At 59.3% G+C, this 14,857-nt stretch carries 14 protein-coding genes and 1 pseudogene; 7 read left to right on the top strand and 8 right to left on the bottom strand.

What is annotated here, in order from left to right; all coding sequences use genetic code 11:
• Window positions 1-10: 10 nt before the first annotated feature.
• The 3 genes from P3T40_RS01290 to P3T40_RS01280 all read right to left on the bottom strand — a co-directional run bounded on the left by P3T40_RS01290 (window position 11) and on the right by P3T40_RS01280 (window position 4,304).
• The gene (locus P3T40_RS01290; protein WP_429265867.1) at window positions 11-901 is read right to left on the bottom strand and encodes an HD-GYP domain-containing protein; all 891 of its coding nucleotides are present in this window, start codon (window positions 899-901) and stop codon (window positions 11-13) included.
• 530 nt (window positions 902-1,431) lie between these two features.
• Window positions 1,432-3,534: a protein-disulfide reductase DsbD family protein gene (locus P3T40_RS01285; protein WP_429265866.1), complete on the bottom strand. Its 2,103-nt coding sequence runs from the start codon at window positions 3,532-3,534 to the stop codon at window positions 1,432-1,434.
• Window positions 3,535-3,611: 77 nt separating this feature from the next.
• Entirely contained in the window at window positions 3,612-4,304 is a 693-nt protein-coding gene (locus P3T40_RS01280) for a DUF1223 domain-containing protein (protein WP_429265865.1), read from the bottom strand.
• A gap of 802 nt (window positions 4,305-5,106) precedes the next feature.
• On the opposite strand from P3T40_RS01280, the gene P3T40_RS01275 reads away from it, so the two are divergent.
• From P3T40_RS01275 to P3T40_RS01265, 3 genes are all read left to right on the top strand, one after another.
• Window positions 5,107-5,787 (top strand): peroxiredoxin-like family protein, encoded by a 681-nt coding sequence (locus P3T40_RS01275; RefSeq protein WP_429265864.1) that lies wholly within the window; start codon window positions 5,107-5,109, stop codon window positions 5,785-5,787.
• Window positions 5,788-5,887: 100 nt separating this feature from the next.
• The gene (locus tag P3T40_RS01270) at window positions 5,888-6,460 is read left to right on the top strand and encodes a sigma-70 family RNA polymerase sigma factor (protein WP_429265863.1); all 573 of its coding nucleotides are present in this window, start codon (window positions 5,888-5,890) and stop codon (window positions 6,458-6,460) included.
• The gene (locus P3T40_RS01265) at window positions 6,457-7,098 is read left to right on the top strand and encodes a DUF1109 domain-containing protein (RefSeq protein ID WP_429265862.1); all 642 of its coding nucleotides are present in this window, start codon (window positions 6,457-6,459) and stop codon (window positions 7,096-7,098) included. Before P3T40_RS01270 ends, P3T40_RS01265 begins: the two co-directional genes overlap by 4 nt.
• A 45-nt stretch (window positions 7,099-7,143) precedes the next feature.
• On the opposite strand, the pseudogene P3T40_RS01260 reads toward P3T40_RS01265, so the two are convergent.
• Window positions 7,144-7,251 (bottom strand): annotated as a pseudogene (locus tag P3T40_RS01260) (IS110 family transposase); the annotation flags it as partial.
• A gap of 209 nt (window positions 7,252-7,460) precedes the next feature.
• Here P3T40_RS01260 and P3T40_RS01255 point away from each other — a divergent pair.
• From P3T40_RS01255 to P3T40_RS01245, 3 genes are all read left to right on the top strand, one after another.
• Window positions 7,461-7,706, top strand: coding sequence for a DUF4148 domain-containing protein (locus P3T40_RS01255; protein ID WP_429265861.1), 246 nt, complete (start codon window positions 7,461-7,463; stop codon window positions 7,704-7,706).
• Window positions 7,707-7,903: 197 nt separating this feature from the next.
• The gene (locus tag P3T40_RS01250) at window positions 7,904-8,197 is read left to right on the top strand and encodes a hypothetical protein (RefSeq protein ID WP_429265860.1); all 294 of its coding nucleotides are present in this window, start codon (window positions 7,904-7,906) and stop codon (window positions 8,195-8,197) included.
• Between the two features lie 200 nt (window positions 8,198-8,397).
• Window positions 8,398-9,303 (top strand): patatin-like phospholipase family protein, encoded by a 906-nt coding sequence (locus P3T40_RS01245; RefSeq protein WP_429265859.1) that lies wholly within the window; start codon window positions 8,398-8,400, stop codon window positions 9,301-9,303.
• Window positions 9,304-9,564: 261 nt separating this feature from the next.
• Here P3T40_RS01245 and P3T40_RS01240 read toward each other — a convergent pair whose 3' ends face one another.
• Genes P3T40_RS01240 through P3T40_RS01225 form a run of 4 tightly spaced genes read right to left on the bottom strand, consistent with a single transcriptional unit; the run spans window position 9,565 to window position 12,109 of the window.
• Window positions 9,565-10,068 carry a DoxX family protein gene (locus tag P3T40_RS01240; RefSeq protein ID WP_429265858.1) on the bottom strand — a complete coding sequence of 168 codons (504 nt, stop codon included), beginning with the start codon at window positions 10,066-10,068 and terminating at the stop codon, window positions 9,565-9,567.
• A gap of 5 nt (window positions 10,069-10,073) precedes the next feature.
• Complete coding sequence (locus P3T40_RS01235) at window positions 10,074-10,853, bottom strand: DNA-binding domain-containing protein (protein WP_429265857.1); 780 nt, start codon at window positions 10,851-10,853, stop codon at window positions 10,074-10,076.
• Window positions 10,843-11,751 (bottom strand): MNIO family bufferin maturase, encoded by a 909-nt coding sequence (bufB, locus tag P3T40_RS01230; protein ID WP_429266117.1) that lies wholly within the window; start codon window positions 11,749-11,751, stop codon window positions 10,843-10,845. The genes P3T40_RS01235 and bufB overlap by 11 nt, the downstream gene beginning before the upstream one ends.
• 46 nt (window positions 11,752-11,797) lie before the next feature.
• Window positions 11,798-12,109 (bottom strand): BufA1 family periplasmic bufferin-type metallophore, encoded by a 312-nt coding sequence (locus P3T40_RS01225; protein ID WP_429265856.1) that lies wholly within the window; start codon window positions 12,107-12,109, stop codon window positions 11,798-11,800.
• 526 nt (window positions 12,110-12,635) lie between these two features.
• Here P3T40_RS01225 and P3T40_RS01220 point away from each other — a divergent pair.
• Window positions 12,636-14,726 carry an FAD-dependent oxidoreductase gene (locus P3T40_RS01220; protein WP_429265855.1) on the top strand — a complete coding sequence of 697 codons (2,091 nt, stop codon included), beginning with the start codon at window positions 12,636-12,638 and terminating at the stop codon, window positions 14,724-14,726.
• The last annotated feature ends 131 nt before the right edge of the window (window positions 14,727-14,857 follow it).

Here is a 14,857-nt window from a genome sequence, read left to right as displayed (position 1 = left end):
CTTGCAGGTGTCATGACAGGCTGGGTAGCTGATCCGTCACGCGTGCAATCAGCGCCAGATCCGGTGAGGGGGCGAGATCGACTGCATTCGCCTTGTTTCCGCTAGGCACTAGCGCAGAGAACAAACCTTTGAACCGGTAACCCGTCGTGCATGCGGGGCAATATACTTCGGCATCTTCGGGTGTATCCGATCTGACGACAATGGTAGGGCCGCATGTCTGGCAATGCTGGAGCGGTATCCCTTCATCGCTATGGCCTGCGATGTGGTAGAGGTTGGCGCTTCCGCCCAGTTTCAGAAACATTTCGCCATATTCGCGATTGAACTGGGTGCCGAGATTGTCGCGTACTACAGCAAAGGCATCGTCAATCGGCATCGCCTTGCGATACGGGCGTGTGCTGGTCATAGCGTCAAAGGCGTCGCAGATGCCGATGATCGCAGCCATGGGCGTGATCTCGTTGCCAGTGATGCCTAACGGATAACCGTTGCCGTCGGGCCGCTCGTGATGGGCGTAAACCGCATCCGCAATGCGTTCGCCGAAAGGGTGCTTCGCAAGGAGTCGTTTGCCGACTTCAGGGTGCGTTTTGATGACGGCATACTCCGCATCGGTCAAACGCTCCGTTTTGAGCAAGACCGAATCGGGGATGGCAATTTTGCCCAGATCATGCACGAATCCACCCACCGAGACGTTTGCCGCATCGCGATCCGAAAGACCAATCTGTCGTGCCAGCAGACTCGCGTAACGTGAGACTCGCCACAGATGGCCGCCGGTGTATGGGTCGCGGGCCTCTACCACCCACGCAAGGGCGAGCAGACTATCAAGCAGCGGTCGATCCGCACGATGTGCCGGCTCCGTCTGGCCAAAGAAACGTGAAGCGAGGCTGAGTATTTTTTTGGGAGTCATGGCCGCAATGGAAGTATCTCTCAGGGAAATTTCGGGCAAACGGGAAGGCGCGACAAGCGACCGATTATCCGTTTTGTTTCACGCGGTCGACGTGTTGTGCAGGTTTGACCTCGCCCCTTAAATTCGTCCAAAAAGTGCTTCGGGTTACACGAAAGAAGTTATTTATTTGCGACGGCGAGGCGCTTCCAGACCGACGTACTGACTTTTGTTTATCTGACGGGATGAGTGGTCTTGATCGCGTCGTCCGATTTCGAACAGGCCGCAGAACGGAGCTGGTGGATCGGACGGCAATGCAGGCCTGCGTTCAACGCGTCTCACATCGGGCAAATCATTCCTTCCACAAAAACGCAGCAGGCAAAAAAAAGCCCGCTTCTGTATGAGCGGGCAAACCATGTGCAAAGGACATGGAGGAGACTTTCCTGAGGATAGGTACCCAATCGAAAAATGCGACGGCTTACGCGCTTATCTCAACGAGCCCTTGCCTTCAGGCGGTCGCACTTTTGAAAAGCTGCTGAAGAAATAGTGCCATGTCAACCGGGGGATGAGTTGCTCTTCGCCGTTTGCGGAGATTTGGCATTGTCGAGCGCATGGAAGAGCGTCGAAGTTTGCAAGACCTCCGGTAGCAATTGCCCTTGGGGAACATGGGGTCCATATACGACGTCGAGCGGAATGCCGAAACGACCGAAACCTTGAATGTAGGTGAGCACCCCGGGGTTATACCGGCTCCAGTCGGCTCGCATGCGCACGATATTGTCCTGTCTGAGCCGTGTGCGCACGGCAGCCGTGTCCAAAACGGACAGTTCATTGACCTTGCAGGTGAGACACCAACTTGCCGTTACGTCCACGAGCACGGTCTTGCCGCTGGCGACCAGCGTGCTGATTGCATTCGGATCGAACGCTTGCCATTCGGACGGTGGAGCGCTTCGGTTTCCTGCGCCGGAAGGGGTAAGCGAGGCAATTGCAATGGCACTGCACGCAAGGAGCGCAGTCGTCGCGCCTGACCATCGGTTGGCCCGCAGGCTTCCCAATCTGGTAACGACGGCCCGCACGGCGAGCATGGCAATAAGCACGATACTGACGAGTGACGCGACGGCCATACCCGCGATATTCCACAACGACACGATCAGCCAGACCGAAGTCGTGAGCAGCAGTAGGCCCATGATTTTGCGCAACTGGATCATCCACTGGCCGGGGCGCGGAAGCCGCGTCGCGAGGGAAGGCGCGAGCGCCAACGTCAGGAACGGGAGTGCCATTCCTACCCCAAGTGCGAGAAGCACCGCCGTAATCTCAAGCGGGCGACGTGCCAACGCAAAGCCGACCACAGTACCGACGAGCGGAGCCGAGCACGGTGTCGCAAGAAGCGTGGAAAGCATGCCGCCGACGAACGCCTCGACAAGCGGCCCCCGATTCGTTGCACCGCTTGCACCTCCGGAAAGGATTGGCGGAAGACCGATCGGGAGCCAGTCAAAGAAGCTTGCCGCAAACAAGGTCGTCACAACGGCCATGCCTGCGAGGAACCATGGCTGCTGGAACTGTATGCCCCAGCCAAGTGACGCCCCCGCGAGTTTGAGGACTGACAATACGGCTGCAAGCAATCCAAACGACGTGACGATCCCCAGCGCCGTCGCGAGTGCCACCCGCCTTGCCATTTTGCGTTCGGTGCCCGCCGCTTTCACCACCGAGAAAACCTTGATTGAGAGAACGGGCAACACGCATGGCATGAAGTTCAGAATCAGGCCGCCAAGGAGTGCCAAGGCCAGAATGACGGCGATGCCGTGATCGTCGTCTACAGTGGAGCTGACTGGTGCGACCATGAACTCGGCCGCTCTGGATCCGTCCACCACGGTCAGGCGCAGCGGGTCTTTCGCTGCACCGGCGGGTGGCAGTTCGACTTCCAGTGCAGCCTGGTGCCCGTGGTTTGAAAGGTGTAGCTGCGGCGCGGCGGGCAGACCGGCCTCGGCTCCTTCGACGAACAGGTCGGGCGACCGAAACGGGGTGCCCTCGCTACGCAGATCGACCTTCAGGCGCCGGCCGACGGAGGTTTGCTCCAGCGTGCTATGCACCACGCCGATTCCGGCCTCTGTGGGCGTCTGCGGCACCCTTTGCGCCGCCGCGGCGATATCTGCGGCCTCGCTTGATGGTCCGTTCGTGCCCGGCGGTAATGTGAGCATCACCTCCGCATGTTCGGGCACGCAAACATTCGCGCAACTCGCATAGTCGAGCGTCAGCGCGATGCGGGTCGCCTCGTGCGGATGGTCTAGCTTCAGGCTCACCGGCAGAATGAAATCGCCCGTATAGACACTGTTTTGCAGACCCGAAATAACGAGGCGGGACGGCGCTGGCCAGGACACGGATGCCGATGCGACATTCCGGGACCGAGACCAGTCGAAAATCGGCGCAATGCCGGCATCGCCAGGTGTGCGCCAGTAACCATGCCACCCCTTTGGATACTGGAACTCGACACCTATCTGCAGCGTGCTGCCTGGTACGCCGTTGGTTGCTGTGATGATGCGTACACGGGCGCGCTGATCGCCAGTCCAGCTCGAGGACGCCGCGCGAGCCGAAAACGATGGAGCAAGAACAAGCGTTGCGACGAGGACGAAGAAGGCGCCAATGCGAGTGAATCGGGGCATCGCTTGCTCCTCATCGAAAAGATGGTAAGAACATCGGGCTTTCACAAGGCGTCCCTCCGGGACGGAGGGGGAGCACGCTAAGGCTCATCTGTCACGCGGGCAGCGCCGACAATGTGTCCGTCCGGTGCCTCGAGCAATACTGCGGTCTTCTCACCCGCAGGTATCTGCGGGTCGAACACAGCCGGTTTGCCGGTCCATTGACCAATCTGCTGGAACGAGCGAACGATGTTGGACTCCTTCAGCGTTCGCCCTCCGTTTTCGCCACGCCCGACGGCGGTCACGTGCTGCGCGTCGTAGCCAACCAGAATCACCTGCGCACTTCCGGAGCCCGCACCGACTGAAACAGTAATGGCGTTGCCGTGGCGCACCGCGGACAACGGCGCGGCCGTTGCATCCGCGTCCTTCGCTTTCCGAATCGCGACCTCGGCGGATGAACGGTCTGAACCGACGAAGGCAGTTGTTCCGTCGACGACCATTTCAGGCGTGTAGGAGCCGTCGCCGAAGCGTCGACCGTATTCAGCCTGACGTTGGGTGGCGACATCGAGGGAAAAAGGGTCCTTCCATCCGAGGCTGTTCCAATAGGTAACGTGAAAAGCCAAAGGGAGAATGTCGCTTCGCTGCTGACTTAACTCCGACAGGTAGGCGTCAGCCGGCGGACAGGATGAACAGCCTTCGGACGTAAACAGTTCGACAACCACCGGTTGGGGCATTGCCGCGGCGACCGGGAGGGCCACAAGCAGTGAAATGGAAGCAAGCAGACGGGAGAGCATGAGTTGGCTCCTGGTGAGAATCGTTCATGCATTGGTCGCGGCGGGGCAGGCGACATGACAGCCCAAAGAGAAAAAGCCGAGGAACCTCCTGATCAAGCTCACTCAGTAACTGCGTTAGGGGCGACACCTTTTCCACTGGGCGCGTGTCTACGACCAATACCTTCCGCGTGAACGGCACCCGTCGCAAGGACGAGCGCGGAAAACGCGCACACTGCAGTGTTGCGTACTAGTTTCATCCACTTCTCCAGCTGTGTCGTTGAAATGAAAGTATGGGCAGGACGCGTCACCCTGTCTCACAGCGCTTGCTGACGTAGTCCCTCTGCTAGTTCGACACGGGCCTCGATCGGGTTACACGTTCTATAAATAATCGATGCGTTTGGTCGCTCAAGTGCGGCAATGACGGTGGTGTTGGATCTCTCGCGGCTGGCGCGTAATGTCAGGATGCGGCTTGAACACCTTGACGTGTTCCACGCTGATCAGATAGTCGAGTTTTCCGCCCATAGCGTCATCGCTTTTCGCAGTCGATACAGAGGGCGTGCGGACGGCAGCCTGACGCCCCAATGATTCGGATGTCACTGGAAATGTAGCCTTATCTCCTTCCGGTAGGACTTTGCGACAAAGGACCATTTGGCTCAACGGTTTGAAATTTGAAGCCGTCAGCGGGAAGGCCGAATAATTCAGGTTATATCTTGTGTCATCTTTGGCGCCGATCCACGACTAAAAGGACGGAAGGTAAGTGTCCGTTTTACCGATCAACGAACTTCCTGCTGGAGAGTGCTGTGTCGAACCGGAGAACCCTGTCATGTCATTGCAGAAACGTCTCGATGCCTTCAAGGTGACATTCGAGTCCGGGCTACCTCCTTACAATGTGCATCGTTCGGTCGTCAATACGCTCCAGCGGGCGACCGACGAACTGATCGAATCTGGCGTTGCTGAGCGAGCAAAAAAGGTCGGCGACGTTGCGCCGTGTTTTGTCCTGAAGGACCCAGACCACCGGCCGATCAGTTCGCGCAAGCTGATTGCCGACGGCCCGTTGGTGCTGACGTTCTATCGCGGCGTGTGGAGCCCATACTGCAATCTGGATCTTCAGGCACTGCAGGCGGCACTCCCCGACATCGTCGCCCGTGGCGCGAGCCTGATGGCGATTTCGCCGCAAAACGGGGTCAATAGCCGCAGAACGATCCGCGAGAACCGTCTCAGCTTCCCGATACTCGGAGACCCACGTGGTGAACTTTCGGCAGCCTATGGACTGCGCGTCGCGTTGCCGGACTACCTTGTCGAGCTGTACCTGACTATGTTCGGGACCGACCTGTCGTCATTCAACGACGACCCCTCGTGGACGCTGCCGATGCCGGCGCGGTTCGTAATCGACAAGAACGGCATCATCGCTTATGCCGAAGTGAGTCCGGACTGCACGAAACGTCCCGACCCCGCCGAGCTGCTCCCGGTTCTTGACAGACTTGCCGCCGGAGGCCGGGCATGAGATTTTTTCACCACGCCTCCAGGAGGGATGCATTTCTCTGCTATCCGTGTAAATGTTTTTCACGGAGTTTATTTCGCGCCAACCGTAACCAGAACCCGCAATGAACCGAACTAGCGAAGATGGACCCGTGCGTCCCGTCGAAGAGCGACTGAAGGCTCTGTTCGTGCGTGGTCTGGATGGGGACGCGGCGGCTTATCATAAATTTCTCGGCGACCTGACCGGGCATCTGCGCGGGTTCCTGAGAAAGCGTCTTTTCAATCTGCAAGACGATATCGAGGACCTGGTCCAGGAGATTTTGCTGGCAGTGCATAATGGACGCCATACCTTCCGTCCAGACCAGCCGTTGACGGCTTGGGTGCATGCAATCGCCCGCTACAAACTGGCGGACTTTTTTCGCGCACGCTCGCGCCGGGAAGCGTTGCACATGCCGTTGGACGACGAGCTCGAGATATTCGCCACATCCGACGTCGAACCGGCGGAGGCCCGGCGTGATCTGAGCAGGCTGCTCGAACAGTTACCCGATCGCCAGCGCCTTCCGATTCTGCACGTGAAGCTGGAGGGGCTGTCGGTGACTGAAACCGCAAAGCTCACGGGCCTGTCGGAGTCGGCGGTCAAGGTTGGCGTGCACCGCGGTTTGAAAGCATTGGCACTAAAGGTTCAAGGCGCATCATGAAGACAGAGGATCTTGTTTCACTGCTGGCCGCGGGGGTGCCCGCTATCGATCATAATGTGTCGGCAAAGCGATTCAGCTGGGCGATGTTATGCGGCGGTGTCGGTTCCACGGTGCTCATGGCAATCGTTTATGGCGTTCGCCCCGATATCGGCGCGGCGATGAAGACGCCGCTGTTCTGGATCAGGCTGGCCCTGCCGCTGTGCCTTGCACTTGCTGCGTTGCTGGTGACAGCGCGGTTGTCCCGGCCGGGGGTGCCCGTCGGCCGCGCATGGGCCGGACTCGCTGCGCCCGTGCTCGCCGTCTGGATTGCGACGCTCGTCCTGTTGTGGTTGACACCATCCGACGCGCGCTTGCCCCTGGTAATGGGCAATACGTGGCGCGTATGCCCGCGTAATATCGCGTTGCTTTCAGTGCCAGTGTTCATCACGGTGTTCTGGGCGATGAGAGGTCTGGCACCCACGCGTCCCAGGCTGGCCGGCGCCGCAGGCGGCCTGCTGGCGGGAGCGACTGCAACGGTTGCTTACTGTTTCCACTGCCCCGAGATGGGCGTGCCATTCTGGGCCGTCTGGTATCTCCTCGGTATGCTGATCCCCACGCTTGCTGGCACAGCGCTGGGGCCTCGGCTGCTGAACTGGTGAGTTGGACCGGTGGAAGGTCGAACCGTGTTCAGCCAGCGCTGCTCAGAGGTGCGCGATGACGGCCTGACCAACTGCGAAGTTAATGCCGAACTCCAGCAGGAAGCCATGCATCGGGTTGCGGGTCTTCACCCGATCGCGCACGAGTGATTCGCGTCTATACCTGCACATGACGCCGCGTAACTGATCCCCAACCTTATTTTTGTGTGTCCTGTAACCAATCCGGGTAAATAGGCGAAATACCTTATGAAGCGCAGGCTGAAGCCTGTGCTTGAGCGACCGACGCCAGGAACTCCGGACTACCTGGAGCGCCAGATTGGCTGGCATTTGGGCAGGTCGATCTATCCCCCTTTGGGAGAGTAATGATGAAAGTGAACAAGTTGCTGATGATCATGGGCGTGGCAACTCTTGGCATGTCGGCGCTGGCGAGCGCGCAATCTGTGCAGCCCTCCGACGCAAACTCAGTTGCGGCAGGATCGAATCAAGGTCCGAAGACTCGCGAGCAGGTGCGTGAGGAACTGGCTCGAGCTCGCATGAACGGTACCATCCCGCGTTTCGGTAATCCCGATCCCTATGGGCCTGGCGGCACACCGAATTTCATCCGGCACTAAACGGAGGGTAGGGAATAGCAAGGCGAACTGATCGTCGAGGTTCAATCCGTTCGCGGTAGTAATGCGGGCACGAAAGATCATGACGTGAGGTACATACGGCCTGTGGTACGAAAAAGCCAGGATCCGGCCGGAAGAAATCAGGTATTTTATGTAGTTATACTAAGTTTTAGTCACGAAAACATGAAACTGGAGATCCAATGAAAACGATTCGAAAAATCATCTTGTGTGCAATGGTCCCGCTTTCCATGGCCGCGGGATCTGCGCATGCGCAGGGAATTGGGCGCAGCGGCACCTATCTGATGCCGCAGGACTATCAAATGATGATGGACAAACTGACGCCCGAACAACGGACTCAGGCCATCAACATTCAACAGAAAATGATGCAGATGGAGATGGACCATCAGGAAGCAATGTCTCAAATGGAGATGAAGCACGAGCACGAAATGATGCAAATGCAAAACCAGTTGCTAGATTTGTTCAAGGGGCACTGATACTGTCCGGAGCATCGTTGCCGATGCTGCCCGGACTGCGATTTCGACGTTCCTGCAAGGAGCAGCTCCGGTAACCGGATGTCAGGCGGCAGGCTCGATCCGGGCGACGTAGTCCTGATCGGGCCACCCGTCATTTGGTGCGAATTCGCTCGGTGAGTCATGGAGATTGGATCCGGTATTACCCGGCAGCAGAGGCAGACGTGTCCACTTATCCGAATTTGTCCGCTCCGCCCAGCTTGACTGCTTTTGTGTTCGCTGGCGGCGGCAGCCTCGGCGCGATCGAAGTTGGCATGCTGCGCGAGTTGCTCGATCATGGTGTGCGTCCGGGTTGCGTGATTGGCGCATCCGCTGGTGCGATCAATGCAGCGTATTTTGCTGGGCGGCCCGACGGCGATGGCGTCGCCATGCTCGAATTACTGTGGTGTCGGATCAGGCGGCGGGACATCATGCCGCTTACCATGCTTGGGTTGCTCGAGATGATGCTGAGTCGCCGCTCCCACCTTGTCGACGCCACACCGCTGCGCATGCTGCTGGACAGGAATTTGTCGTTTGCTCGGGTGGAGCATGCGGCCTTACCGCTTCACATCGTTGCGACGGACATGCAGAGCGGCAAAGAAATTATCCTTTCATCCGGCCCGCTGGTGGATGCCGTTCTCGCGAGCGCTGCGATTCCCGGTGTTTTCCCGCCGGTGCGCATTGGCGGGTTGGATCTGGTCGATGGCGGCGTGGCCAACAATACGCCGATCTCCGTGGCCATCGCACTCGGTGCGACACGCGTCATCGTGCTTCCGGCCGGGTTTGCCTGCGCGCTGCACAAGCCCCCGGGCAATGCAATCGCGCAGGCCATGCACGCACTGACGCTTGTCATTGCGCGGCAGCTTGTACACGATCTGGAATCCTATTCATCCCGCGCAGAGATCTTTGTCGTGCCGCCATTGTGTCCGCTCGATGTATCACCTTACGACTACACGCAGTGCGACCGCCTGATCGAGCGCGCAGCTGGGAACACACGTGCATGGTTGAACGATGGCGGTCTTGAGCGCGCCTTCGTTCCACGTGAGCTACGCGAACACACGCACGCGGCACCGGGTGCGGCGACTCGATAAAGTTTGTCGCGAAGAGCTGGTTAGTCAAAAAGCTGTCCGCGTTGTACCGGGCGACCGCGCTAGCGGGGAGGGGCGGAAGAGCAAAGACCTTTCATACGCGACCTGCAGGGGATCGGCCTTGTTCGCAACGATGAGCCGCTATTTTCCGGATGACGATCTGAAGAGCCACTTCATCAACGCGTCGCCCTATATACGCAGCGTTTCCGCGTGCACATCATCCTGTCGCGCGTCGTTCTACATTCGACTGATGTATTCACCGGGTCACGACCTGAACGACCTGTCGCCAAGCAGATAGTCAATCGATATCAGGCCCGGGCCCCAGGCTGCAATTCCCAGCGCCATCGCCACCCAGGTCAGATGGATCGGCCAGCCGTCCGGTACAGTCAGTTCGATGATGCACGTCATCAGTATCAGCCCAACTGCGGCGAACCGGGTTCCGAACCCAAGCACGAGCAGCACTGGGAATGTCACCTCACCGCAGCCCGACAGAAACGCAAAAACAGCTGGGGCGGGAAACGGATACGGACCACCCGGGAGATGCAACTGAAACTCCTGTGTGAACAGGTCGATCGCTGTATCGTTAAGTTGAAGGAATCCGTGCCATTTGAGAATGCCAGATTTCCAGAACGGCACGGCCAGAGCAAACCGCAGCACGAGTTGAACGAGCCACGGTTGCGCAAGCTGCTGGATCAGCCGCTTCGCCGTGCAAATCGCGGATATGACTACGTCCGGAATCGGCAGTTTTACGTCCTGTTGGTTCGACATCCCGATTAATCTCCACGTTGAATGACAGTAAACACGCCGGCTGAGATCATCCCTGCCAGATTGGCCTGGAGATCGAAGGAAGGGGCTTCCTGAAACGCGGCCGCGACCGCTTCGCCCAGTGATGCGCCCTCGAGAAGACCGATGAGGAAGGTCGCACCACCGGTCGGCAGGCGCGATACCATCACTTCCTGCTCCGGTCGCGTCACGAGTGCATCCTCCGGTTCGCTTGAACGAAGCGGAGAAACAGGGCCATCAGTCCGGTTCATCGCAAAGATTGCGACGGCCGGATAGGGTGATCGTACGATTCGCGCGGCGGGGTGCGGCTTGAAACGCACCCCAGCCAGCGAGGCCGGATCAATACTTCCCAATGCTTCGGCCGCAAGCACGGGCAGATCAGCAGCGTGATAGGCATCCAGCCACGCTCGCTCGATGCGCGCCGTATCCGCAAGCCACGGCATGTCACGGGCATATTCGTAGGATTCGATGAACGCAGGAAAATCCCGCCCGTACTCGAACAGTAGCGGAGAAGCGGGGGGCGTCGCGCGGACATGGAAGCGGGCCATCGCCCTGAAGAAGTCGACGCCAGTGATGCGCTGGATAGCAGGGTAGATGGCTGCCAGCGCGTCGATCAGGCTGACCGTGACGTTATTGCGATAGACGTTATACCGCTTGATGACACCCTTCCCTGAGGCGGCGATCACGTCTTCCGGCGCCACAATCGCTGGGTCCGTCAAACCCGGCGCAAACGCTGTGGCGTACCCGCACGGATGATTTTCAGATCGCATGGCTGACCTCCTCCGAGAGTGACATCCCGTGTTCTGCCATGATTTGCCGAGCTGTCAGTGCCTGCGCTCGCAACACGGGCCAGTCGGGAAGGTTGCTATCCCATTCGATCAACGTTGGCCTCGGGCCAATACGCGATACGACATCCCTATAAAGATTCCAGACGGGATCGGCGACGGTACGGTCGTGGCTGTCGATGAGCAGCAGTTCGTTCTCGTCGTCACGTTGCTCACTATGTCCGGCCAGATGTATCTCACCCACCTGTTCAAGGGGGAATCCGGCAAGGTAGGCTGCGGCGGAAAAGTCGTGATTGGTTGCCGAAACGAAAACGTTATTAACGTCTAGCAGCAGACCGCATCCGGTACGTTGAGCGACCGCCCGGATGAAGTCGGTTTCGCTCATTGTCGAGGACGCAAAAGCGACATAGGTCGACGGGTTTTCAAGGAGAATGGGGCGCTTGATCGCTTCCTGGACCTGGTCGATGTGTTCGCATACCTTCCCAAGAGTCTCTTTCGTGTACGGCAAAGGCAGAAGGTCATTGAAGAATTTTCCGCCGTGCGAGGACCACGCCAGGTGCTCGGATACCAGCGTGGGCTCGTAGCGAGCCACCAGATCGCGAAAGCGCGCCAGATGATTCACATCCAGCGCTCCCGTGCCCCCAATCGACATACAAACGCCGTGAATGGAGAGCGGGTAGTTCTCACGGATGGCCGTAAGCGTCCGATGTGGCGGGCCGCCAGCGCCCATATAGTTTTCTGCATGAACCTCGAAGAATCTGTCGCTCAGTCTGTCCGCGAGGATCGCAGACAGGTGCTCATGCTTGAAACTTGTCCCGGTGAGCCCTTGGGCGCCAGCTGTCGCGTGAAGGGGACGGTCTGGTTCGCCAACTGCCGTTGTCATCGTGGAATTGCCCATGGCCGCCCCGTTCCTCTTGTCGTTCGCCGAATCAGGACTTCAGCGGGGTGAGCGAGCCGTGGCCGCCACCCGGCACTTCGATACTCGTGCAGGTGCCGCCCTGAACGAACTTCCACGAGTTACCCTGGAAATCCATCGCAGACGTACCCTGACACGTGGTGCCGGGACCGGCGGCGCAGTCATTCTGCCCCTTAAGGGCAACTCCGTAGCACTTCTCCTTGTGTGCGGCGACGGCAGCGCTTTCTTCCGCTTTTGTGAGCGGTGCTGCATGAGCGGCCGAAGCGAGCAGGCTCGCGACAACGCCGGCGAGCAGGGTGGAACTGACCGTGATCTTTGTGGACATTGAGTCTCTCCAGTAGTTGGGATAGAAGGTACCCGTGATGGATACGTCATCTAATTCGCGGGCTGTCCGTGTCTGGTTACAGGGAAATCGCTTTTTTTTGCTTTCAACCTGTGAAGCGATGACATCTGCCGTTTGATCATTTGACGGAGCGTGGAGGTGGAATAGGCAACAGCTGTGTTCGGGGCGGAGAAATGATGTCCTGAGTTTGACATTTTTATTGCGTATTGCTAACGAACAGGGCGATTGCACACACACGATTTCTCGTGCGGGATGGCATCTGAGTGTCAAAGAAAAATTCGTCATCCACCGTAACCGTCTGCCTGCCGGGGACGAACTATCTATCGAATGTGGATGGTAGGGTTTCAGAGGGCTGTCGACCGTCTGGCGCGGAGCCTGACACGGGCAGGCGCTACGACTGACTCGCTGTCCTGGGCCATCACATTACCCCGTGCACCCGTCCGGCGATCTGTTCGTTGTCCGTAGTGGAGTGCCCGACCGTTCATGGACGTGCGGACTATCTATCCCTATGTTGCGAAACACCCTTAAACGCGCCTACGGTTTCGGCCTCGCTCTGCGCGTGCTCTGTATGCCCTGGTTGCTGTTGCTTGCCAGGATCTGGTTTGGCCAGGTCGTCTTCGTGCACCAGATCATGACGATGGCAGAAGGCCCTCATGGCGGTCTGTTTTCCGGAGCCCTGCGCGTTCCATCCGGGCTTGATGCGGCGCTGCACAGTGTGGTGCCGTTGCTGCTTACGATAGGGCTGCTGACTCGTCCTGTTGCGCTGGTGCTGCTCGTCGAGACAATCGCAGACAGTCATGGTGCGCTGGCGGTGGGCGCACAGGGAGCCAAACTCGCGCTTCTTGCGTGGCTGGTCGTGAGCGGGGCGGGAGGTGTTTCGCTGGACAATCTTCTGGGGCGGGGTTTGTCATGGATCCCATTTCGCCCAATTAGGCTCACGCGTGCGCTTTACGTCTGGCTCGAACGCAATCTGGGCCCGCTTCTGCAGTTTGTCATACGTGCGGGGCTTGCCGCTTCACTCGTTAGCTTCGTATTACCAGTTGGTTCGTGGTTGCAGGAAGGGATGTTGGGAGCCGCTGCGACATCTCTTGTCCATCCAGCGTGGTGTGCGACGGCGCTCGCGTTGGCGCTGTTGTTTGGCTGTGCGACGCGGTTTGCCGCGCTGTTCGTCGCGGTGATGGTTCCAGTGGCAGGTATCGCCATGTCGACGGACGACCGGCTGGCCGTGCTGCTTCTGCTTTTGGTGCTCGTGGTCGCGGGCGGCGGCGTATTCTCCCTCGATTGGCTGTTTGACCGGTGGACGGACAGCGAGTCGCAGGAAGACGATCCTGTCCTGGATAACCTGCCCCATGTCGTTGTGGTCGGGGGCGGTTTTGGTGGCGTCGCGGCCGCGCAAGGGTTGCGCGATGCGCGCTGTCGGGTCACATTAATCGACCAGCGTAACCATCATCTATTTCAGCCGCTACTTTACCAGGTGGCTACGGCCGCGCTGTCGCCCGCCGAGATCGCCACGCCGATCCGGAGCCTGTTCCGGCGTCAGCGCAACATTCAGGTCAGGCTAGGGCAGGTGACGGGGGTAGATGCGGCCGCGCGCGAGGTACAGGTCGGCGTGGTACGCGTGAAATTCGACTATCTGGTGCTGGCGACGGGCGCCCGCCACAGCTATTTTGGCAAGGACAGCTGGGCGCCTTTTGCACCAGGACTCAAGAGTATCGAAGATGCGACCGCCGTGCGCAGCCGCCTCTTGCGGGCGTTCGAGGAAGCCGAAAGCGCGGCGAGCGAGACCGAGCGTGCCGCGTGGCTGACTTTCGTGATCGTCGGCGGCGGTCCCACCGGCATCGAACTGGCTGGAGCCATCGCCGAACTGGCCCGGCACGGGATGGCCGAAGAATACCGCATGATCGATCCGGCCGTTGCTCGCGTGATCCTGTTGCAGTCGGGTCCGCGGATCCTGCCCACTTTCACCGCTACGCTATCCAGCGCCGCAGAACGCTCACTGCAAGCGCTTGGGGTCGAGGTCCGGCTCGATACCCGGGTGCTGGGAGTGGACAGCGAGGGTGTCGACATTGGCGGGCAGCGCATCGCCGCCCGCACCGTTCTATGGGCGGCGGGCGTTGCAGCATCGCCCGCTGCTCAATGGTTGAATCAGACCACTGATCCGTCGGGACGGCTTGCCGTGGCCGCCGATCTGTCCGTGCCGGACCTGCAACGGATCTATGCGATCGGCGATACCGCGTCCTGTCTGGGATGGCGCGGCGCAGTGGTTCCTGGTCTCGCGCCGGCGGCCAAACAGCAGGGCCGGTATGTGGCTGGCGTGATCGCGGCCAGTCTGACGGGGCGGCGCCCGCCGCCGCCGTTTCGCTACCGGCATTTTGGCAGTCTTGCCACGATCGGGCGTCAGGCGGCCGTTGCCGAGATCGGCAAGCTTCGCGTATGGGGGGAGCCCGCGTGGTGGTTTTGGGGCGCAACTCATATCGCCTTTCTGGTCGGCGGACGGAACCGGGCCATCGTCATTCTCGATTGGCTCTGGGCGTATCTCACCTACCGGCGCAGCACGCGGCTCATTACAGGCGATAGGCGAGACAAGATGATCGATTGACAGGGCAAGCCGTACCAAGAGGCAACGTGTGTAAAGCTGCCTCGTTTTCCTGTCGACGTCATCTATAGATCGTGTCATCGAACAGTGTACGGGTCCCATCTCATTGACAGGATCCGTTTTCAGGTTCGATC

The organism is Paraburkholderia sp. EB58, assembly GCF_050436665.1.
Taxonomy (GTDB): domain Bacteria; phylum Pseudomonadota; class Gammaproteobacteria; order Burkholderiales; family Burkholderiaceae; genus Paraburkholderia.
The sequence above is the reverse complement of the archived record's forward strand: the minus strand, read 5'-3'. Positions and strand labels throughout refer to the sequence as shown.